Below are 20,977 nucleotides of genomic sequence, written 5' to 3'. Positions count from 1 at the left end.
AATCTGTTTATTGAACAATGATTTGAATATTATAGGGCTATTCTTTATCGCCCTAGAATCATTTCCAGCACAAATTTAGAACCAATAAAACCCAGTGCCAGCAAGCCAAAACCGAGTAGGGTAAAGCGCACAGCTTTTTGGCCACGCCAGCCAAACTTCCAGTGTCCAATTAATAGTGAACTGTAAACAAGCCAGGAAATGATACTGAACGCCGTTTTATGTGCCAGATGCTGAGCAAAGAAATTGTCGATAGTAAAAAAGCCAAAGCCCAAAGCGAGGGTAAGTAAAACAAAACCGGTCATCAGCATATCAAACAGCAATGATTCCATGTCTTGATAAGAGGGTAGCAAACTGACCCAAACGCGGCGTTTTTGCTTCTTTTTCAGCTCACGATCCTGAAAGCGTAAAATTACGGCCTGAATGGTCGCCATGAGCAATACCGCATAAGCAGACAAAGACAGGATAATATGAATATCCAGACCCAAAGAGTTTTGTGTGATGATTTTTGCAGGCTGAGTAAACGCAAAGCCAAGAATTAATCCGGTCGCAGCCACCGGAATCCCGATCAGGTTCAGGGCAATAATCGGACGATAAGTGCTGTAAATAATGCTGAGTAACAGCATCAGACCAGAGGTAAAGGAAAACAGGGCAAAGACATCATAATTGATGCCCAGCGGGGTATGCATATCGCCATATAAAACCAGCGCATGCAAGCCCAGTCCAAGCAGTGCGGTTAGCGAGACAAACCATTGATTAGGAGCACGTTTAGACATTAAATGAATGAACAGATACCAGAAGGAAGCGGTATAAGCGACTAATGCTAAGATCGTATAAACCAAGGGGAGGCTAACCATGTCAAACCTTTTTAAGGGTGATGAATATTCATTTATATAAATTCGCTGCGAACTACAGTATCCTATAGCATTCTATGCATAAATTTTCTATTTTAAGAAACAATTTTTTGCTCATGGCTATTTTAAGCGGATTTTGCAATGTTTGATACCTTAACAGAACGACTCACGCAGAGTTTAAGAAATGTTACTGGCTCAGGGCAGCTAACCGAAGACAATATTAAAGATACGTTACGTGAAGTGCGTATGGCGCTTCTTGAGGCCGATGTTGCGTTACCTGTAACTCGTGAATTCATCGCGAAAGTTAAGGAAGAAGCATTAGGCCAGGAAGTGATGACTCAGTTATCTCCTGGGCAGGCTTTTGTCAAAATCGTTCATGACGAATTGACCAAAATGATGGGCGAGGCCAATGAAAGCCTCGACCTCGCTGCAAAACCACCTGTGGTTGTCCTGCTGGCAGGCCTGCAGGGTGCAGGTAAAACAACAACTGCAGCGAAACTTGCACGCTTCTTACAAGAACGTCAAAAGAAAAAAGTCGCGATGGTCTCTGCCGATGTGTATCGTCCGGCTGCGATCAAACAGCTACAGACTGTCGCGGGTGAAGTCGGTGCGATTTTCCTGGAATCTAGCGCAGACGAAAAACCGATTACGATTGTGAATCGCGCGATTGAACAGGCAAAAATCCAGTTTGCCGATGTGCTGATTGTCGATACGGCAGGTCGTTTGCATATCGATGATGACATGATGGGTGAAATCAAAGAGCTGCATGCAGCGATTAACCCGACTGAAACCCTGTTCGTGGTCGATGCCATGACCGGTCAGGATGCGGCAAACACCGCCAAAGCATTTAATGATGCCTTGCCTTTAACTGGTGTGATCCTGACCAAAACTGATGGTGATGCGCGCGGTGGTGCAGCGCTTTCAGTACGCGCGATTACCGGCAAGCCAATCAAATTCTTGGGTATGGGTGAGAAACTCGATGCCTTGGAGCCATTCCATCCTGAGCGTGTTGCACAGCGTATTCTCGGTATGGGTGATGTACTTTCTTTGGTCGAAGAACTTGAACGCAAGGTCGACAAAGAAAAAGCCGAAAAAATGGCGAAAAAACTGCAAAAAGGCGGCAGCTTCAACTTTGAAGACATGTTGATGCAGTTTGAGCAGATGAACAAGATGGGCGGCATGATGGGCTTCCTGGACAAGCTTCCTGGCATGAGCAATGCCGGTCTGCAAGATGCGTTGGCGCAAGCCAATCCTGAAAAGCAGGTCAAGAAAATGGAAGCGATTATCCAGTCAATGACCTTGAAAGAGCGTCGTAATCCGGACTTGATGAACCCAAGCCGTAAAAAACGTATCGCAGCAGGTTGTGGTATGGAAGTGGCAGAAGTCAACAAGCTGATCAAGCAACATGCCCAAATGGCCAAGATGATGAAAAAATTTGCCAATCCATCCGGTATGGCAAAAATGATGAAGTCACTCGGCGGCTTGCAGAAACAGTTTGGCGGCGGCGGTGGTATGGGTCCATTGTTCGGCGGCAATGACAAGAAATAAGTTTTGTTTTAAAAAAAGGCGCAATATGCGCCTTTTTTTATTGCGAATAAATAGTCAAACCGGTTTAAACAAAACAACATTTACTTACCCAAAATAAAAATCCGATCAGGCAGACTCGGGAATATCAGCACAAAATAAAGAGAAATTTCAAATGAACCAAGTAATTGTCGTACATGGTTATACTGCAAGCCCGGAAGAAAACTGGTACCCATGGATTCAGGAAAAAGCCCAACAGGAAAATGTCAGTTTAAAAGTCCTCCGGCTGGATCCATCAACTACACCGACACTGGACACCTGGGATCAGCAAATGCGTGAACAGATTGATGCAATTGATGAGGACAGTATTTTTATTGCACATAGCTTGGGAACTGTAGCCGCATTACATTACTTATCCAGAGAATTAAAACAGCAGAAAATTCAGCAACTGGTATTGATCGCGGGATTTAATGGCCGGCTGGGTCGTCTGGATGAAGTAAACCCTTTTATTGATGCCGCTGAAATCAATTTTGATTTACTCAAACAACAGGTTGCAGAGCGTGTGGTGATCTACTCCGAAGGAGATGACCGGGTTGCACCAGAATTTAGTCTGGAACAGGCGGACAGTCTGGATGCCATTGTGGTGAATGCCAAGCATCACGGACATTTTATTGATTCTCAAGGCTGTACTGATTTGCCAGAACTCTGGAAAGTAATCGAACCTTATCTGATTAAATCTTAAATTTAGGCATGTTATTGTATTCGCTAAATTTTAAAATTTAACATGAGATGGTGTTCAAAAAGGCACTTGAATTCCATCTCCAGACTGGTTAAAACTTATTGTTTGTCGACGCAATTTGCGTTCAATGATAATAAGTAAATCACTATGAAAAATATAATAAAGAAAGTCTATATCGTGCCGGATTATCAGGCGACCTCCAATGATCACTGGTACCCTTGGTTCAGTCGCCAGCTTAAAAATGCCGGTTTTGAGTCTAAACGGATTATGCTGGCCAACCCTTTTCAGCCTGATTTAGAAGAGTGGCAGCAGAATCTGAAACTGCACATTCCGCAGATGGATGAACATACCTTTTTAGTTGCACATGGCCTGAGTTGCGTCAGTGTTTTAAACTTTTTACAGGAACATTATATTCAGCAGCAACGCAAGATCGGCGGCATCATTCTGGTCTCGGCCTTTGATACACCGCTGGTGGCCTGGTCAGAACTGAATAAAATGTTGCAGGCCGTCCGGCTCGATTTGAAAAACTTACCGTATAGCTATAAACGTGCGGTGATGCTGATCTCCAGTAATGATCCTTATGTGCCTGCACCGATTTCCTTGCGTTTAGCACATAGCCTGAATGCACAAATTTTTGAGATCAAAAAAGCAGGGCATTTTAATAAATCTGATGGTTTTGCTGAATTTCCTCAATTGCTGGACATTATCAAACAGTGTCTGGCAAATGAGCTGCAAAATGCTGCAGGCCTTTAAGCAAGAGATCAGGTTCAATTCGGGGCTGATACTGAGCGAGATGTTGTGCAAACAGCGGTGCATCTCCACCAGTTAAAACCAATTGTGCCGGGAAATCATGCAGTACTTTTTCAATGGTGCTGAGCAGACCGAGCAGGATGCCATGATGAACAGCATCGATGGTATTGCGTCCGGGATTGAGTTCAGAAAAAGCGGCATCCGGAATCTTAATACCCTTGGTGTTCTGAATCAGTGAATCACGTTGCAAGTACAGATTTGGCAGAATAAAACCACCTAAATGTTGTTGTCCTTGCGCCAGATCAATGGTCAGTGCCGTACCGCAACTAATCACACAATAATTTTTATGCGCTTGCGTCGCGATTGCAAGTACCTGTAACCAGCGGTCAATTCCCAGTTGCGAAGGTTCATCATAACCACAGATCAGACCCGCATATTCTGCCTGTACCTGAGCAAAAATCACTGGAATATGCAGACTTTCTAAAATGCTGAGAATGCGCTCATTATTGATTTTATCTTGGACAGAGGATAGCCCCACCTGATGCAACCCCAGTGTTTTAAAATGCTGGATTAGGCCCAGTAATAAATCGGCAGGAGACTGTAAATGTAATTCCGCTGCCTGTTCAATAATCTGATCATACTCGGTAATCCAGTATTTCAGCCTAGTATTGCCAATATCCAACCATAATTTTTTCATTGCTGTATGCCTGTTCATCCACCGTGTTTAAGGCGGAGTTGTCCCTGATAAAAGGTCTGGATTCCCTGATCGGTCAAAATCTTGACTGCACCATCATCCTGAATCCCCAGAAAAGTACCGGAATATTGCCCTTGCACGTCAGTAAATTCAACTGCTTGTTGCATAAATGCAGCCGATCGATTAAAACGCGCCGCCAGATTCTGACTGCCATAATTAAACCATTGCCCGGCTTGCTGAATCGCCAGATATAACTGGGCAATTAGTTCTACTTTTGAGGTATGTGATAATCCCAATTCGCTCAGGGAACTGACCTGCTGATCTGGAAGGTTGGTGGGCAGAGGATCAATATTTAAACCGACACCGACCACCACCTGTGTGGATGAAATCGGCTCGACCAGAATACCGCCCCATTTTCCATGCAGGCTATACAGGTCATTCGGCCATTTTACTTGTAATTCTAGCCCTTGCAGACTGGGCATTTGCAGGATATTTAACGCAATTTCCAGCGCCAGACGACCATCAATGGGTTTTTGTGTATGCAGCAATGTGCTTAAATAGATGTTCCCTTCAGGTGATATCCACTGACGTTGACGCTGTCCACGGCCTTGGGTCTGCACATGACTGCACACCAGAACCTGCTGTACCCCCTTCGTTGCCAATTCGCGCACATCATCATTGGTCGATGTCGTAATCGGTTTGATGAGTAAGACTTCCGGGAGTTGGCCTGCATCGCTTAATCGTTGTTGCAGTTCACGAGTTTCTACATCCATTTGAATCTAAACGTGGTAAATATCGTTATGGAGTTAATCATATATTTATTGATTGGTGCAATTGCCGGATTCACCGCAGGCCTGTTTGGGGTCGGTGGTGGTTTGATTATTGTGCCGATCCTGTACATTGTTTTTACCCAGCTTCAGCACGATCCCAGCGTGATTATGCATATGGCGGTGGGCACTTCCTTGGCAACGATTATTGTGACTTCTATCAGTTCGGTGATGGCGCATCATCAGCGAGGGGCAGTACTATGGCCTGTGTTTCGTAATCTGGCGCCAGGTCTGATTATCGGTTCTTTCCTAGGTGCGGGGATTGCCGATTATTTATCTGGTCAGGGTTTGCAGTTAATGATTGGCTTTTTTGCGGTCTGGGTGGCATTTAGAATGTTCAAGGGAGCGCATATCCAGATTGATCCGAATCAAAAATTGCCTTCAACCCCGGTACAAATTGCTGCAGGTGGTGGAATCGGTGTGGCATCGGCGATCTTTGGGATTGGCGGGGGAAGTCTGACCGTCCCATTTCTGAATCGCTGCGGAATCGTGATGCAAAAAGCCGTAGCGACCTCTGCGGCTTGTGGATTGCCAATTGCAGTCGCAGGTGCGCTGGGTTTTATCTGGTTTGGTAAACAGGCGCAGGTTACCGTACCAAATACCATTGGCTATATTCATATTTATGCCTTTATCGGCATCAGCATGATGAGTTTTTTCACGGCCAAGCTGGGGGCAAAAGTGGCACATCTGCTTTCACCGGCCGTATTAAAAAAATGTTTTGCTGCTTTACTGACCACCGTCGGCCTGTATTTTATTTATCAGGGTTTTATGGCCTGATTTAAACCTTTTAGGTTGAACTGATGTACCGTATAAGGAGAATAGATGACTATTCTCCTTTTTTATGCAATTAGGTTGGCTGTATAGACATAAGATTGTCTGACAATGTCAAAGTATTTATTGATAAAAACCCGTTTAATAGCAACATAGTCCAAATAAAGGGCTAAACCAGTATCCATAAAAATAAAGACAGGAACGGTATGCCATTAGAACAAGCGCAGAGTTTGTCTGAGCAGATTGCCAAGCACATCAGCGAACAGATTATTCGCGGCGAACTGGTCGAAGGCGAACGTATACAGGAGCTCAGGATTGCCTCGGAGCTTGATGTCAGTCGGGGTTCGGTTCGTGAAGCCCTGCTTTTGCTGGAACGCACCCAGCTGATTGAAATTTTCCCGCGCCGTGGGGCGATTGTCTCGGAAATGTCCGCCTTGCAGGTGCGTGCCTTATTTGACATGACCTCGTTATTGCTCGGGCAGATGGTGCATCGTATGGCGGAAACCTGGCGGGTGCATGAAGCTGAGCGCATTCAGCTATTATTAGAGCAATTGGAAGCAGAAACCCGCCAAGGACACACTGAAAAGTTTTATGATCTGATCTTTCAGGGCATGGCCCAGCAGCATGAGATGGTCGGGAATCCTTATCTGATGCGCTACTATCAGGAACTGCTGCCTTCTTTGCGTCGGAGCTATTTTCTGACCCTGAATATTTCCAGACGCGAGTTACAGGAATCTTTTGACTTATTTAAACTGGTCACTGAAGCAATTTTGATACGAAAAAGCCATCAGGCCACTTTATTTATGGAAGATTTTTGTCGACACTTGCGCAACCTTGTGTTGGAATCTCTGACACGGATGAAACAAATTGAACTCGCGTGGGCCAGACGCTCACGACGTTAAATCAGGACATTATGCGTTTAAGCAGTTTAAAACTTTCAGGCTTTAAATCTTTTGCCGACAGTACCACTTTACATTTTAAAGATAATCGTACTGCGGTCGTGGGACCGAATGGTTGTGGTAAATCCAACGTCATTGATGCCATACGCTGGGTCATGGGCGAGTCCAGTGCGCGTCAGTTGCGTGGTGGCAGCATGCAGGATGTCATCTTTACCGGAACTGCCAAGCGTAAACCGGTGGGCATGGCCAGTGTAGAACTGCGCTTTGACAATACCTATGACAAGCTGGGCGGTGCTTATAATGCCTATAATGAACTGGCAGTACGCCGTCAGGTCAACCGCGATGGCAAGTCCGAATATTTCCTGAATGGCAGCAAATGCCGTCGTCGTGATATTACCGATATTTTCTTGGGTACCGGTCTTGGTCCGCGTTCCTATGCGATTATCGAACAGGGCATGATCAACCGTCTGGTCGATGCCAAACCCGATGAAATGCGGGTTTATATTGAAGAAGCAGCCGGAGTGTCGCGCTATCAGGCGCGTCGCCGTGAAACCATGCTGCATCTGGATCACACCACACAAAACCTGTCGCGTCTGGAAGATATCGCCTCCGAACTGAAATCCCAGCTAAAAACCCTGAAACGTCAGTCGGAAAGTGCGATTCAATATAAAGAACTGGAAGGACAGATCCGCACAATCAAGATCGAAATTCTGTCTTTTCAATGTGAGCAAAGCCAGCGTTTACAGGAAGAATATACCCTTGAGATGAATACGCTCGGGGAAAACTTTAAGCTGGTACGTTCCGAACTGACCACCGTTGAACATGATTTGGGCAGCACCAGTGAACTGTTCCAGCGTCTGATTCAGCAATCCACTCCTTTGCAAAGCGAATGGCAACAGGCCGAGAAAAAACTGGCTGAACTGGAAATGACCCTGCAACAAAAGCAGTCTTTGCTGGAGCAGAATTCCACCAGTCTGATCAAGTTGGAACAGCAAAAAGTCCAAACCAAAGAGCGTTTGCAGTTGATTGAACTGCAACTCGAAACCTTGCAGCAGCAACTTGAAGATCAGCAGGCACAATTGCAGCAGCAAGATGGCCAGAGTCAGGCGCAAAGCCAAAACTTGACTGAGCTCAAAGCTCAACATAGCACTGTGGCAGCGCAATTTACCCAGATCAAAACCCAGGTCGAACAGCAGCAACAGCGTAAATTACAGATGTTGGCTCAAAGCGAGCAACTGGCAAAGAATATTGAGCGGATTGAACAGCAGAAACAGACGCTCCAACAGCAAAGTGCACAGATTCAGCAACAGGCGCAGCAAGATGAGCTGGAGCAGTATCAGGCAGACAAAGCCCAAGCTGAACAGCAAATCGTTGGCTATGAAATTCAATTAACAGATTTAAGAACTCAATTCGAGCAGATGCAGGCAGAGCAGGCGAACCATCAGCAGCGCTTGATGCAGCTCAAATCTGAAATTCAGGTGCTTCATTCAGAAAAGAAAAACCTGAGCCAATTACTGACCAAAGCCAATCCAAATGCTAAAAACGATGCGGTCCAGCTGATGCATGTACTTAAGCTCAATGATGCAGGCAAAGGACATGCCAGCCTGATCGAAAAGTTTTTGGCCAAGTGGCTGTCTGCCCAGATTCTGGCAGAGGGTGAGTACTTCCTTGAAGATTGTGCGCGTCAGTTAAAGCAACAGGCTGTTCAGAATAAAATTCAGATTGCCAATACGATGTGTCTGGCCGACTGGATTGAATCTCCGCATTATTCACTGTGGCAACAAGTCGCGGTCGTAGATACATTAGCACAAGCATTACCGCTTCAAACTGACCTATTACAAGGCCAGACATTACTGAGTTTGGATGGCTATCAGGTTGGGTCAGACTGGGTCATTGCGCTGGACTATGATGAAGCCAGTCAGGCCGGACAAGGTGCATTGAGTCATCGAATCCGTCTGGATGAAATCGAGCAGCAGCTTGCGGAACTTGAACCTAAGTTTATGCAGCTGGAGCAGCAGTTACCTGAATTCGCCGATCAGGTTAAAGCTTTGCAAAACCAGATTCAGAGTATCAGTGAGCAGCACAAGCATACCCAAAAGCAGCTGCAGCAACTCGATATTCACATTGCCAAAGTACAAAGTAGCGCTCATGCTTTCGCCTTGCAAAAGCAGCAATTACAGCATCAGTTACAACAACTGGATGAGCAGCTTGAAGAAGATGCCATGCAGAAAGATGATCTGGAAATTGACCTGCATGCCTTGAATATCAAGCTGGAACAGGCGCTACCAAATTATAAAACCCTGCAATTCCAGCTTGAAGAATTGAGCGCTCAGTTGGATGACTCACAGCAGCTCAGTCAGCAAGCGCAGCAGGAACTGGAAGTGCTGCGCCGGCAAAATGTGCAAAGCCAGCAGCAGATCGAATTGCTGGAAAAAGATCAGGTATTCCTAAAAGAACAGTCTCAACAAATTACTGCACAAATCGAGCAGGCCAAAAAGTTTGTCGATCCGGTACAGCTGGAATTACCTGCTTTACAGAGCCAGTTCAATGAACAGGCGCAGATCACTGAAAAACTGCAAAAGACTTGGGCCGACTGGCAGATTGAATTAAATCAGGTGCAGAGCAAACAGCAGCACTTGACCGAACAGCGTCACAGCTTTCAGCAGCAGGATGAAAAACTTCGCACTACACTGGAAGAAAAACGTCTGGCTTGGCAGGCAGCCAAATCTGATTTGCAGCATTATTCTGAACAACTGAAAGAATTGAATAGTGAAGTAATTTCCGGGCTGGATATTGATGTTAAAGCACATCAAGCCAAACTGGAAAAAGCTCAGGCCCAGTTTGATAAGCTCGGTGCAGTCAATCTGGCGGCTTCTGAAGAATATGAAGAAGTGTCAAAACGTTATGAGGAACTGAGTCACCAGATGCAGGATCTGGAAAATACGGTTGAACAGCTACAGGCCGCGATGAAGAGTATTGATCAGGAAACTCGTAAACTGTTTATGCACACGTTTGATCAGGTCAATGCTGAGCTGCAAAACCTGTTCCCGAAAGTGTTTGAAGGTGGTGAGGCGAGTTTAAGCCTTGAAGATGGCTGGCAGTCGGGGGTAAAACTGATGGCCCGACCACCGGGTAAACGAAACAGCTCATTGGCCTTACTCTCTGGTGGAGAAAAGGCCTTAACTGCATTAGCATTGGTATTCGCGATTTTTCGCTTAAATCCGGCACCATTTTGCGTATTGGATGAAGTCGATGCACCCCTGGATGATGCCAATGTGGGACGCTTTTGTAATTTAGTCAAAGAGCTTTCTGAACACGTGCAATTTATTTATATTACCCATAACAAACTTGCAATGATGATGGCGACTGATCTTTTAGGTGTAACCATGCCTGAACCGGGAACATCAAAATTAGTGACAGTTAATTTGGAACAGGCAAAAGAATACGGCCTAGCTGCGGAGGTATAATATGGAAATCACCACCATTATCGGGATTGTTATCGCAATTGTGATTATGCTGTTTGGTATAAGAATGCTGTTCAAAAAACCTGTGGAGGCTGTACCTTCACTGGATGCCAACCTGCATATCGACCCGGATAGCCAGACGCCTATCATTCCAAGGCATGTACGTTCTCAGTTGGCACAACAGGATGTCGAATCTGATCGTATCGAGCCAAGCCTGAGTATAGATGAACCGGCTCCTGAAAAGCCTTCAGTATTTCACAAGGCCGAATCAACTCCAGTTGAGCCGACAGCGGTCGAAACTCTTGCAGTTGTCCCGTCAACAGAAGCTGAAGTAGAGGCAAAGTCGGTAGTCACGGCAGTAGATATTCCGCAAGTAAAAGCAGAGCAGGAGAATAGCCAGACTGAAACCAAGGAAGAAACGCCTGAATTCAGCCTGAACAGCAACATCGAAAAAGCAGAAATTTCTGAATTTAATGATGAAAGCAGTATTCTGGATGCACATCTGCATGAGCAAAAAATAGTGGATGAAGAAAGTGCTTTGTCCAATGCTGAAACCATTATTTCTTTGCATATCTATCCGCAAGGTCGTGTACTTTCAGGTGATAAGACTTTGAAAGTTCTACTGAAATATGGCCTGCGTTATGGCGAACTGGCCTGTTTTCACCGCTATAGTGAAGATGGTTCAAAACTGCTGTTCTCGGTATTGCAAATGACCGATACCGGCATGGAAGGCTTTGATCTGGAAACCCTATCAACGCAGGAAGTAAAAGGTCTGGCATTCTTCCTGGCTTTACCGCATAGCGATGTACAAAATGCGTTTGATACCATGGACAGTATTTCACGTCTGATTGCCCGTGAAGTGGACGGTCTGGTCTATGACCAGAATCAACAGGAATTTACTCCACAATTACGTGAATTCTGGCGCCATCAGGCAATTGATTATCGTGCTGGACAAGGGACGGAAGTTTAAGGCTGCTTTGTTCAATCTCCAAGTTGAATCTGTAGACTGCAATTTTTATAATAGCCAAAAGCTGAATATTCTACAGGGCGGATTTTCCGCCCTTTTTTATGGTGAAATTATGACCCAAGATGCCACTGTCATTGCGCAAATGCGTCAACTGATTCAACTGCTTGCCAAGCATAACCATGCTTATTATGTGATGGATCAACCGAGCATTGAAGACAGTGAATATGATCAGCTCTTTCACCAGCTCAAAGCCTTAGAAGAACAATATCCAAATTTACAGCAACCGGATACACCAACGGTAAAAGTCGGTGGGCAGGCACTTTCAAAATTTGTGACTGTCACACACGCCGTGCCGATGCTGTCATTAGGCAATGTCTTTAATCAGGAAGATCTGCTGGCTTTTGCCCGCCGTATTGAAGAACGTTTGCCAAATCAAAAAATTGAATATGATGTGGAACTGAAATTTGATGGTCTGGCCATTTCACTCTGGTATGAGCATGGCGTACTGACGCGTGGGGTGACGCGCGGCGATGGGGAAACCGGTGAAGACATCACCCAGAATGTCAGAACCATTCGCAACCTGCCGAAACTTTTATCTTCGGTGAATGGCATCATTCCCGATTTGCTGGAAGTACGCGGCGAAGTGTTGATGCCAAAATCCGGTTTTGAAAAACTGAATGCAGCCAATGCCGCCAAAGGTGAAAAGACCTTTGCTAATCCGCGTAATGCTGCGGCAGGAAGTTTGCGTCAGCTGGACCCGAATATTGCTGCCTCGCGGCCATTGGCTTTTTATGCTTATGGGATTGCTCAGTGCGTGCCGCATCATGGACAAACCACTATGTCCGCCAGTCTGGAATGGTTACATCAGTTCGGTTTTGCGGTTGGCGAGCGTCACTTTATCTGTGACAGTATTCAGGACGTGCAAAAGGTCTATGAACAGATTATTGATGAACGTGCCAGCCTCAGTGTCGAAATCGATGGCATGGTGATCAAGGTCAATGACCTAAAACAGCAGCAACAACTTGGTTTCCTGAGCCGTGAACCTCGTTGGGCCACCGCCTATAAATTTCCGGCAGTGGCTGCACTGACCACAGTAGAAAATATTAATTGGCAAGTCGGTCGTACTGGAACATTAACGCCGGTTGCGCGTTTAAATCCAGTTGCTGTCGGTGGAGTAACAGTTTCCAATGTGACGCTGCATAATATTGGCGAAATTCACCGTCTGGATGTACGTATTGGTGATACCGTCAGTGTTTATCGTAGTGGCGATGTAATTCCTAAGGTGGAAAAAGTCTGGCCGGAATTTCGCCCGGTTGATGCAGTTGAAGTGCATTTACCTGAACAATGTCCAGTCTGTGATTCACCCGTGGTCATGCCGGAAGGCGAAGCCTTGGCACGCTGTTCGGGCGGACTATATTGTGCCGCGCAGCGTATTGAAGCCATTCGTCACTTTGTCTCACGTAAAGCCATGGATATTGAAGGCTTGGGTGACCGTTGGGCAGAATCGTTGCTGCATCTGAATCTTCTGAAAGATGTCTCAGATATTTACCATCTGCATGAACATCGTGAGACTTTGCTAGGTATTGAAAAGATGGGGGCCAAATCGGTTCAGAATCTTTTAGATGCCATTGAAAACAGCAAGAAAACTACACTGGCTGCTTTTATCTATGCTCTCGGTATTCGTGGGGTGGGTGAAACCACGGCGCGGATGCTGGCCAATACTTTCCAGACGCTGGAGGCATTACGCAATGCTGATATTGAAGCATTAAAGAAAACACCAGATGTCGGTGATATTACTGCGGAATGGATTCTGGATTTCTTTCAGGCACCGCATAATCTGGAAGTTCTGGATCGTTTACTGGCTGCCGGTATTCACTGGGATGCACCGATCGCACCGACTCGTCAGCCGTTAAACGGCGAAAGCTGGGTGGTCACCGGGACTTTAAGCAGTATGGGACGAGATGATGCAACCCAGTTATTGCAAGCCTTAGGTGCACGAGTCAGTGGCAGTGTATCCAGCAAAACCAAATGTGTGGTTGCGGGTGAAAAAGCTGGCTCAAAACTGGATAAAGCAGAAAAACTTGGTATTCCAGTGATCAATGAACAACAGTTTATTGGCTTGATGCAAGACTATGGTCAGCTTGAAGCCTAAATCTCTGCACATTTCATGAAAGAATAAGAGTTAAAAAAGCCACCTTCAGGTGGCTTTTTGCATAAAAAGATTAAGGAATATATTTTTTCACAACACCATCATCGAGTAGCTGCTGGAAATGTTCAACCAGACTTTCTTTCACCGGACGATACTCAATGCCGAGCTCATTTTTACTTTTCTGGGCATTAAAGAAAATTGGATAACCCATATTTAGCTCTACAAATTTGCGGCTAAAACCTGCTACAGGCCCGAACAGTTTGAAAGCTGCCTTCGGCAATTGATTGCGTGGGAACGGAAATTTATTACCAAAATGCGCCCGCAGAATTTGGCCCATTTCCAGCAGGCTCAAGCTTTCACTGCAAATGATATAACGGCCATGCGCTTCTGGATTAAACGCCGCACGGATATGCGCTTCAGCGACATCCTGAACATCGACGACGCCATTCCACATCGGCGGGACACCAAGCAAAGTCATGCCGTTGGCAAACTGTTGCAGGACTTCCACACTACCGGATTGGGTATTTGGCGTTAAGGATTGACCAAAAACCAGTGCCGGATTGATACAGACCAGATCCCAGCGATCCTGTGCTTCAGCCATTTCCCAGGCTTTGCGCTCTGCCATGACTTTGGAATAAGGATAGGGCTGATGCGTGGCCGAACTGGTGGTATTCCAGCATGATTCATCAAAACTGTTATTCTCAGTTTGTAGAATATCAATGGCATCGCCATAAGTGGATGCGATACTCGATGTGACGATTACGCGTTTCACTGATTCAGTCTGATTGACACTATTCAGTACATTTTCAGTGCCTAACACCGCAGGTTCGATAATATCTTTGACTGCATCTTTATAGTTGGTGACCACAAAAGGTGAGGCCATATGAAAGACAATTTCACAACCTTGCATCGCCTGATCAAAAGAATCTGGGCTTAATAAATTGGCCTGAAATAACTTGAGAGTTCCCGGTGTGCTGTCGGCAATTTTTTCTAAATGGGCAAAGCTTTTACTTTTATTTAGGTCACGTACCGTGGCATGTACAGTATAGCCTTGCGTGAGTAATTTCTGGATGACCCAGCTGGCAATATAACCCGATGCACCGGTAACCAGAACAGGCGCTGTTGTTTGTGGATGTGTCATATCGGAACCGTTGTTGTTTTAAATTTGTGTGAATGATAAGCGAAATTTAAGCATGAAGTACGCCAATACAGTGATGTTTATACAAAAAGAATGAATCTGTCTGGTCAAAATTAAGATTTACAAATTTTAACGCATGTGTTTATTTGCCAGTTTTAGGTTATTGCCAAGCGTAATGAAAATGCAAAGTGTTGTTTTATAAATGGGATTTCATTAAGAACGAAGTGTAAATGCAAGTATTTCTCATTTTAATTATATAAAAATCAAATATTTAACCATGGTTAAGCTTTGCAAATTTAATTGCTTTTCGCCATAATAGCAAAATATAGGTAGGGAGTTATTCAAATGCGCGGAAATCCAGAAGTCGTAGATTATTTAAATATGTTGATCGGTGGCGAACTGGCTGCTCGTGACCAATACTTGATTCACTCTCGTATGTATGAAGATTGGGGCTTAACCAAAATCTTTGAACGTATCGATCACGAAATGCAAGAAGAGTCCCAGCATGCGGATGCGATTATCCGTCGTGTTCTGTTCCTTGAAGGAACGCCAAACATGCAGCGCGATGACGTTGAGATTGGCGAGGATGTGGTGAGCTGCCTGAAAGCCGATCTAAAACTTGAATATCATGTGCGGGAAAAACTGGCGCAGGGCATCAAACTGTGCGAAGAGAAAGGTGACTATATCAGCCGTGATATGTTACGCCAGCAAATGTCGGATACCGAAGAAGACCATACTTACTGGTTAGAAAAACAATTGCGCTTAATCGAACTGATTGGTCTGCAAAATTATATTCAGTCACAGATGTAAAACCGGATGAATAAAAAACCCAGCACATGCTGGGTTTTTTATATCTTGAAAATACTTAGTTGTTATTACTCATAATGCCAATTTTTTTGACCTCCAGCCTTTGAGCTGCCGCCATGACCATAGCGATATGTTTATATTCAGTGGCACGATCCGCCTTGATTTTAATCTGATCCTGATCCGCTTTTTGCGCTACTGTCTTGAATAAGTTTTCCAGAGCTTGGGTATTTGCTACCGGCTGTTCATTCCAGAAAATCTTACCTTGTGCATCCAGACGTAATTCCACCAGCTCAGGCGGTTTTTCATCGGTTACAGGAGGCGTTCCATTCGGTAGATCGATATTAATCGAGTTATTCGGCAAAGGAATTGTGATAATAAACATAATCAGCAAGACCAGCATGACATCAATCAATGGGGTCATGTTGACATCTAACATCACATCATCGTCTTGATTTGAACCAACATTCATCCCCATAAACTTAATCCTTCTTTGTACTTAAGGTGTAGCGGGCGGAGTGGTGACAAAAGCAATTTTGCCAATACCGGCCTGTTGGGTGGTACTAATCACCTGATCAATTGCTTCATAAGGTGTTAACTGATCACCACGAATATGCACTTCAGGCTGCGGACGTTTCTGTGCTTCTGCCTGTAAACGGCTCAGTAAAACTGTTTTATCTGCAATATAAATTTCGTTCCAGAAAATATCGCCAGTTTTATTGACAGCCAGCTGAACATTTTCTGGCTTGGTTTCATACAGTACATTTCTTTCTTCGGGCAAATCGACTGGTACGGTATGAATGGCAACCGGTACAGTAATCAGGAAGATAATGAGCAGAACCAGCATAATATCAACCAAAGGTGTGGTATTAATGGTTCCAATTACCTCATCATCGCTGTCGTTTGAATTGACCATCATTCCCATGGCTGATACCTCACTCTTACTTCACGTCACGATTAACAGGATTGTTGGTCGTAATTTCACCGCTGAGTAATACTGCGTGTAAATCAGAACCAAAAGTACGGACTTCTTCCATGACCGCTTTATTACGGCGAGTCAACCAGTTGTAGCCAAGTACTGCAGGTACTGCTACGGCCAGACCGATAGCTGTCATAATCAGTGCTTCACCCACTGGACCTGCTACTTTATCAATCGAAGCCTGACCTGAAACACCAATGGCAGTCAGTGCATGGTAAATCCCCCAAACGGTTCCGAAAAGTCCAACGAAAGGTGCGGTAGACCCGACTGTCGCAAGGAAGGCCAGGCCACCACTCAGATGGTTCTGGATTTTGTCGATCGCACGGGAAATTGAGATGGTGACCCAGGTATTGAAATCAATACGCTCAAGTAATGTGCCACCATGATTTTTGGTTGACTTGATACCTTTTTCCGCAATAAAACGGTAGACGCTGGCTTCATCCAGATTCTCGGTTGCATTATCTAGAGAAGATGATTCCCAGAATTGGTGTTCAGCTTCCTTGGCTTGCTTACGGATCTTACTTTGCTGTAAACATTTGCTGATCATGATGTACCAGGTACCGATCGACATAATGACCAGAATGAACAGGGTGACTTTAGATACCATGTCACCTTCTTTCCACATGGCTTCCAGACCATAAGGATTGTGAGCAGGTTCTTCAGCCGCAGCAGGTGCTGGAGGCGTCGGTTCAGCCGCTGTCGCTGGTGTTGCCGCTGTATCCGTTACGGTACTGGTTGGCGTAGCAGACGGTTCGGCAAAAACTGCTTGCAGGGGCAATAAAGTGCTCATGGCAATTACACCGGCAGCAGTCATGTTTTTTAAAGGTTTTAGTGATTTTTTCATCATAGATCTCCTGATTTTTTTCTTTATCTGTTGTATCTGTTAGTCAAGGACAAATTCATAGGGAATGTCATACCAAGATTCTTGCGGCTCGCCATTTTTCATTGCTGGCTTGAAAGTACATAAACTGAAGGCCTTGGATGCTGCACGATCCAGCGCACGACTACCGCTCGACTTTTTCACTTTGGCATCCTGGACCTTGCCGGTGGTATTTACATATACAGAGATCAAGACTTCACCTTGTTCTTCATTCATTAGTGCATCACGTGGATAGTCTGGGCGTTTACAACCTGCTTCACCTTGTGAAACACCACGAGTGACACCAGCGGGTGGAGGGGCTGGTGCTGGAGCGGCTGCGACTACTGGAGCCGGTGCTGCTATCGGACTTGGTGAAGGATTCGCTGCAACGGGAGTAGGCACTGCAACAGTTGTCGGTTGGGTTGGCGTTGGAAGTGTTTTCTGTACAGGAACGACTTTTTCAACCGGTTTCACCTCAGGCACTTGTGCCACTTTTTCCACGATTTTTGGTGGTTCAGGTGGTGTTTCTTTTGGTGGCTCAGGTTCAGGCGGCTTAATATCTTGAATAATCATTAGCTCAACCGGCTGTTCCGTCGGTTTAATAATGTCTTTTGCCATACCAGCCATGAGTACCAGGCCAACCAGGATATGCAAAAAAACAACGACCCCAATACCAGTCAGTTTTTTGGCGGAGTTTTTTTCTAAGTCTTCAAACTTTGTGCCCATCATGACTCCTAGAATTTAAGACAAACAGGAAATAGTGCACTGATGAGAATTTTTTTTGATTACAGGCAGCATTATTTTTTGTTTGGCTAAAATTAAACGGGGAAAACCGCAAACACCGCTTGGCAGCAGTGTTTGCGAAGTAATTAATTAAAAGAATTTATAGGTACCACGTAAGAAGTAAGCGCGGCCTGTTGGATCGCTATAACGTGGGTCATAACCGTATTGGAAGTTATCCATTACGTCAGAGGCAGGTGGTTCTGCATCGAACATATTTTTAATACCGGCAGTTAGCTCCAGATTTTTAAATCCTTTGTAAGTGCCAGAAATGTTGTATACGGTGTAGTCAGCAACATCGCGTTCTTCTGAATAGTCTTCATAACCACGAACGAACTGTTGTTCAAACACCATTCTCCAGTTTTCATAAGACCAGTTCACGTTTGCAGTATGTTTCCAGCGAACCACTGCTGGGTCATCATAAACACCGACATAACCTTCCCACTCGCCGCCTGGTTCACTTTGGTAATCCATTTTGATCACATAAGTACCGTCAATACCAAAACCGAAGCGGCCAGTTGCCGTCATTGGAGAAAGATAGTTCAAACTCAAATCAATACCTTGGGTTTTCAAGCCACCGGAGTTAATCAAGTTAGTTGAGATATGATCGATACGACCTTCTGCATTACGAACAAAGTATTGAGCATACTTTTCTGGATCACCAAAAATTGATGCTTCACCAATCGTTCCCACTAAGTTTTCAATTTCGATATTGTAGTAATCGGCAGTGAAAACTAAGTTTTTGATCGGTTCAAAGACAAAACCAGCCATGTAAGATGTTGACTCTTCTGGACCTAGTTCAGAATTGCCGCCTTGTGTACGGATAAACTGGGTATTACATTCAGTTTGGTATCTGGTTTCAGTTGGTGTACCACCCGGGCAAAGAATCGGGTCATTATATCTTGCACCAGTCCAAGTTCTGACCGAAGGAGCATTGACCTCATATAAGCTTGGTGCACGGAAACCAGTACTGTAAGAAGTACGGAACATGAGTTCTTTAGCTGGTTCCCAACGTAAAGCCACTTTAGGATTAAAGGTGTCACCAAAATCGCTATAGTCATCATAACGAGCAGCTAACTGTAATTCCAGGTTGGTCAATAAAGGTACTTGGAGTTCAGTAAATACTGCACTAATGTCACGATCGCCTGAGCTTTTTGGTTTATTTGGATCAATACCACTGCCTGGAACTTGAGCAACAATTTCAGAATTTACAGTTGCTTCCCAGTCTTGTTTGGAGAAACTGCCACCGAGTGCAAAACCGACATCACCTGCAGGCAGTGTGTAGATTGGACGACTCACGGTAAAGTCAATTGTAGTGGATTCTAAAGATGCCTGATTGGTATCGCCTTTGACATCAAAAGTGTTCCATAAGCCGGCATTGGCTGCTGCTTGTGGGCCAAATGGGTTTAAAGTTCCATTATCAAGTGCAGCCTGAACTCTACTGCGGTTTAAATAACCACTTACGAAACTGTCAGTCGCATCACTTTTTGCATAAGTAACACCACCATTCATATCCCAACCGTATGCTTCACCTTCAATCCCTGCAAAGATACGGTTCGATTCGTTAATTGACTTAGAAACACGGTTACCGCCTTGTGAACGTAGATACAGTTGTAATGTGTTAGTCGCCAAGCCATCAACTGCTGGAGTAATACCTTTGCCAGGGTAATATTGACTGGCATAAGGCAAGGTCACACTACGACTATAAACATCAGGCGCAATTGAAGTGGTTACTTCATCACGTGCATAGATATACTCACCAATCGCATTAAAGTTATCTGACAATTTGAAAGTTGCGCGACCTAACGCAGAAAGATTCTCTTGTTCAGGCACAATACCAATAACAGTTTGGGTATTTAAATAACAGAAACCATCTTCAGCAACAGTATCTTTGGTATTTAAACAATTATCCCCATAAGGGTTACCCAAAATACCAGTGATAGGATCGTAGAAGTTTGCAGGGAAAGCATTTGCTGAACTGCCATCAATTCCTAATTCAGGAAGTACCCCACCACGGCGGCTGACTTTACGGTCTTTTGCCCAAATCGTATCTTGTTTTCGGTAATCGATCACACCGTAGACATTAAAACCTTCTTCATCTAGATCGCCATATCCCCCAAAAATCGAAACGTCAATTTTTTCGCCGCCTTTTTCTTCAGGAATTTGACCACCTAAAGTAATGCCCACGCCTTCATATTGCTTTTTCGTAATAAAGTTGATTACACCACCCACTGCATCTGCACCATAGACTGCAGATGCGCCGTCACGTAAGACTTCAATGCGCTCTACCAATGCGAGAGGGATGTTGTTTAAGTTGGTTGAATCGGTACCAAATGCACTGCTTGCAACACGGCGACCATTAATTAAAACTAAAGTTTTATCCGAACCAAGACCACGTAAATTTGCTGTTGAACCACTGGTATTACTGGCACCGACATTTTGTGCTGTGACATAACTTGCTTGGTTGGCACTGACTTTCATCAATGCTTCTTCTACAGTGGTTACCCCCTGATTCACCAGATCTTCACCTTTAATAATCGTGATTGGTGAGGCGCTTTGTGCGGCTACACCTTTAATAGATGATCCAGTAACTCGCACTTTCTCTACCTTGGTAGGTTGTGCAGCGGAGTTTTCTGGTTCATCTGCTGCATGTGCCAGCGAAAGACACATCATGCTTAAGCTTAACGCGCTTAATTTGATGAGTTTTTTTCCAACGGTTGGAGCCCCCATAGATCCGACCAATTTGTTTTTTTTCATCGTAATTTTCACCCTTTTGTTATGT

18 protein-coding genes are annotated in these 20,977 nt (G+C 44.8%); 9 read left to right on the top strand and 9 right to left on the bottom strand.

Features of this window, described 5'->3' with window-relative positions; genetic code table 11:
• Nucleotides 1–44: 44 nt before the first annotated feature.
• Nucleotides 45–854: a cytochrome C assembly family protein gene (locus NI462_RS06545; protein WP_253159658.1), complete on the bottom strand. Its 810-nt coding sequence runs from the start codon at nucleotides 852–854 to the stop codon at nucleotides 45–47.
• Between the two features lie 138 nt (nucleotides 855–992).
• On the opposite strand from NI462_RS06545, the gene ffh reads away from it, so the two are divergent.
• The 3 genes from ffh to NI462_RS06530 all read left to right on the top strand — a co-directional run bounded on the left by ffh (nucleotide 993) and on the right by NI462_RS06530 (nucleotide 3,867).
• Nucleotides 993–2,399 carry a signal recognition particle protein gene (gene ffh, locus NI462_RS06540; RefSeq protein ID WP_005247147.1) on the top strand — a complete coding sequence of 469 codons (1,407 nt, stop codon included), beginning with the start codon at nucleotides 993–995 and terminating at the stop codon, nucleotides 2,397–2,399.
• Between the two features lie 151 nt (nucleotides 2,400–2,550).
• Complete coding sequence (locus NI462_RS06535; protein ID WP_004279197.1) at nucleotides 2,551–3,117, top strand: RBBP9/YdeN family alpha/beta hydrolase; 567 nt, start codon at nucleotides 2,551–2,553, stop codon at nucleotides 3,115–3,117.
• 144 nt (nucleotides 3,118–3,261) lie between these two features.
• The gene (locus NI462_RS06530) at nucleotides 3,262–3,867 is read left to right on the top strand and encodes an RBBP9/YdeN family alpha/beta hydrolase (RefSeq protein WP_253159656.1); all 606 of its coding nucleotides are present in this window, start codon (nucleotides 3,262–3,264) and stop codon (nucleotides 3,865–3,867) included.
• Here the strand turns inward: NI462_RS06530 and NI462_RS06525 are convergent.
• Complete coding sequence (locus NI462_RS06525) at nucleotides 3,821–4,561, bottom strand: type III pantothenate kinase (protein WP_253159654.1); 741 nt, start codon at nucleotides 4,559–4,561, stop codon at nucleotides 3,821–3,823. The two genes, NI462_RS06530 and NI462_RS06525, sit on opposite strands and share 47 nt — an antisense overlap.
• 14 nt (nucleotides 4,562–4,575) lie before the next feature.
• Nucleotides 4,576–5,331 carry a biotin--[acetyl-CoA-carboxylase] ligase gene (locus NI462_RS06520; RefSeq protein WP_253159652.1) on the bottom strand — a complete coding sequence of 252 codons (756 nt, stop codon included), beginning with the start codon at nucleotides 5,329–5,331 and terminating at the stop codon, nucleotides 4,576–4,578.
• Between the two features lie 27 nt (nucleotides 5,332–5,358).
• On the opposite strand from NI462_RS06520, the gene NI462_RS06515 reads away from it, so the two are divergent.
• The 5 genes from NI462_RS06515 to ligA all read left to right on the top strand — a co-directional run bounded on the left by NI462_RS06515 (nucleotide 5,359) and on the right by ligA (nucleotide 13,638).
• The gene (locus NI462_RS06515) at nucleotides 5,359–6,162 is read left to right on the top strand and encodes a sulfite exporter TauE/SafE family protein (protein ID WP_071851435.1); all 804 of its coding nucleotides are present in this window, start codon (nucleotides 5,359–5,361) and stop codon (nucleotides 6,160–6,162) included.
• 200 nt (nucleotides 6,163–6,362) lie between these two features.
• A complete protein-coding gene (locus NI462_RS06510; protein ID WP_004730660.1) occupies nucleotides 6,363–7,058 on the top strand; it encodes a GntR family transcriptional regulator in 696 nt (231 codons plus the stop codon).
• A gap of 11 nt (nucleotides 7,059–7,069) precedes the next feature.
• Complete coding sequence (gene smc / locus NI462_RS06505) at nucleotides 7,070–10,522, top strand: chromosome segregation protein SMC (protein WP_253159727.1); 3,453 nt, start codon at nucleotides 7,070–7,072, stop codon at nucleotides 10,520–10,522.
• Nucleotide 10,523: 1 nt separating this feature from the next.
• On the top strand, nucleotides 10,524–11,489 hold the full coding sequence (locus tag NI462_RS06500; protein ID WP_155861767.1) for a cell division protein ZipA C-terminal FtsZ-binding domain-containing protein: 966 nt from the start codon (nucleotides 10,524–10,526) through the stop codon (nucleotides 11,487–11,489).
• 109 nt (nucleotides 11,490–11,598) lie between these two features.
• Entirely contained in the window at nucleotides 11,599–13,638 is a 2,040-nt protein-coding gene (ligA, locus tag NI462_RS06495) for an NAD-dependent DNA ligase LigA (protein ID WP_035335379.1), read from the top strand.
• 70 nt (nucleotides 13,639–13,708) lie between these two features.
• On the opposite strand, the gene NI462_RS06490 is transcribed toward ligA, so the two are convergent.
• The gene (locus NI462_RS06490; protein WP_253159650.1) at nucleotides 13,709–14,776 is read right to left on the bottom strand and encodes an SDR family oxidoreductase; all 1,068 of its coding nucleotides are present in this window, start codon (nucleotides 14,774–14,776) and stop codon (nucleotides 13,709–13,711) included.
• Between the two features lie 342 nt (nucleotides 14,777–15,118).
• Between NI462_RS06490 and ftn the strand changes: the two genes are divergently transcribed.
• Nucleotides 15,119–15,583 (top strand): heteropolymeric bacterioferritin subunit Ftn, encoded by a 465-nt coding sequence (gene ftn / locus NI462_RS06485; RefSeq protein WP_004279207.1) that lies wholly within the window; start codon nucleotides 15,119–15,121, stop codon nucleotides 15,581–15,583.
• Between the two features lie 55 nt (nucleotides 15,584–15,638).
• On the opposite strand, the gene NI462_RS06480 is transcribed toward ftn, so the two are convergent.
• From NI462_RS06480 to NI462_RS06460, 5 genes are all read right to left on the bottom strand, one after another.
• Nucleotides 15,639–16,055, bottom strand: a complete 417-nt coding sequence (locus NI462_RS06480) for an ExbD/TolR family protein (RefSeq protein ID WP_004279208.1) — start codon at nucleotides 16,053–16,055, stop codon at nucleotides 15,639–15,641.
• 21 nt (nucleotides 16,056–16,076) lie between these two features.
• Complete coding sequence (locus NI462_RS06475) at nucleotides 16,077–16,502, bottom strand: ExbD/TolR family protein (RefSeq protein ID WP_005247138.1); 426 nt, start codon at nucleotides 16,500–16,502, stop codon at nucleotides 16,077–16,079.
• A 16-nt stretch (nucleotides 16,503–16,518) separates the two neighbouring features.
• Nucleotides 16,519–17,403 (bottom strand): MotA/TolQ/ExbB proton channel family protein, encoded by an 885-nt coding sequence (locus NI462_RS06470; protein WP_171260784.1) that lies wholly within the window; start codon nucleotides 17,401–17,403, stop codon nucleotides 16,519–16,521.
• 36 nt (nucleotides 17,404–17,439) lie between these two features.
• Nucleotides 17,440–18,141: an energy transducer TonB gene (locus NI462_RS06465; RefSeq protein ID WP_005107731.1), complete on the bottom strand. Its 702-nt coding sequence runs from the start codon at nucleotides 18,139–18,141 to the stop codon at nucleotides 17,440–17,442.
• A gap of 147 nt (nucleotides 18,142–18,288) precedes the next feature.
• The gene (locus NI462_RS06460) at nucleotides 18,289–20,952 is read right to left on the bottom strand and encodes a TonB-dependent receptor (protein ID WP_253159648.1); all 2,664 of its coding nucleotides are present in this window, start codon (nucleotides 20,950–20,952) and stop codon (nucleotides 18,289–18,291) included.
• Nucleotides 20,953–20,977 lie beyond the last annotated feature (25 nt).

The sequence above is a fragment of the Acinetobacter lwoffii genome (assembly GCF_024129715.1).
In the GTDB taxonomy this organism is placed as follows: Bacteria; Pseudomonadota; Gammaproteobacteria; order Pseudomonadales; family Moraxellaceae; genus Acinetobacter; species Acinetobacter lwoffii_U.
The sequence above is the reverse complement of the archived record's forward strand: the minus strand, read 5'-3'. Positions and strand labels throughout refer to the sequence as shown.

What these genes read in the sequence shown, in the direction of transcription:
- ftn (WP_004279207.1), top strand. Translation starts at nt 15,119, where the DNA reads ATGCGCGGAAATCCAGAAGTCGTAGATTATTTAAATATGTTGATCGGT.
- NI462_RS06545 (WP_253159658.1), bottom strand. Translation starts at nt 854, where the DNA reads ATGGTTAGCCTCCCCTTGGTTTATACGATCTTAGCATTAGTCGCTTAT.
- ligA (WP_035335379.1), top strand. Translation starts at nt 11,599, where the DNA reads ATGACCCAAGATGCCACTGTCATTGCGCAAATGCGTCAACTGATTCAA.
- NI462_RS06535 (WP_004279197.1), top strand. Translation starts at nt 2,551, where the DNA reads ATGAACCAAGTAATTGTCGTACATGGTTATACTGCAAGCCCGGAAGAA.
- NI462_RS06460 (WP_253159648.1), bottom strand. Translation starts at nt 20,952, where the DNA reads ATGAAAAAAAACAAATTGGTCGGATCTATGGGGGCTCCAACCGTTGGA.
- ffh (WP_005247147.1), top strand. Translation starts at nt 993, where the DNA reads ATGTTTGATACCTTAACAGAACGACTCACGCAGAGTTTAAGAAATGTT.
- NI462_RS06500 (WP_155861767.1), top strand. Translation starts at nt 10,524, where the DNA reads ATGGAAATCACCACCATTATCGGGATTGTTATCGCAATTGTGATTATG.
- NI462_RS06520 (WP_253159652.1), bottom strand. Translation starts at nt 5,331, where the DNA reads ATGGATGTAGAAACTCGTGAACTGCAACAACGATTAAGCGATGCAGGC.
- NI462_RS06510 (WP_004730660.1), top strand. Translation starts at nt 6,363, where the DNA reads ATGCCATTAGAACAAGCGCAGAGTTTGTCTGAGCAGATTGCCAAGCAC.
- NI462_RS06465 (WP_005107731.1), bottom strand. Translation starts at nt 18,141, where the DNA reads ATGGGCACAAAGTTTGAAGACTTAGAAAAAAACTCCGCCAAAAAACTG.
- NI462_RS06480 (WP_004279208.1), bottom strand. Translation starts at nt 16,055, where the DNA reads ATGGGGATGAATGTTGGTTCAAATCAAGACGATGATGTGATGTTAGAT.
- NI462_RS06525 (WP_253159654.1), bottom strand. Translation starts at nt 4,561, where the DNA reads ATGAAAAAATTATGGTTGGATATTGGCAATACTAGGCTGAAATACTGG.
- NI462_RS06530 (WP_253159656.1), top strand. Translation starts at nt 3,262, where the DNA reads ATGAAAAATATAATAAAGAAAGTCTATATCGTGCCGGATTATCAGGCG.
- NI462_RS06470 (WP_171260784.1), bottom strand. Translation starts at nt 17,403, where the DNA reads ATGATGAAAAAATCACTAAAACCTTTAAAAAACATGACTGCTGCCGGT.
- NI462_RS06490 (WP_253159650.1), bottom strand. Translation starts at nt 14,776, where the DNA reads ATGACACATCCACAAACAACAGCGCCTGTTCTGGTTACCGGTGCATCG.
- smc (WP_253159727.1), top strand. Translation starts at nt 7,070, where the DNA reads ATGCGTTTAAGCAGTTTAAAACTTTCAGGCTTTAAATCTTTTGCCGAC.
- NI462_RS06515 (WP_071851435.1), top strand. Translation starts at nt 5,359, where the DNA reads ATGGAGTTAATCATATATTTATTGATTGGTGCAATTGCCGGATTCACC.
- NI462_RS06475 (WP_005247138.1), bottom strand. Translation starts at nt 16,502, where the DNA reads ATGGGAATGATGGTCAATTCAAACGACAGCGATGATGAGGTAATTGGA.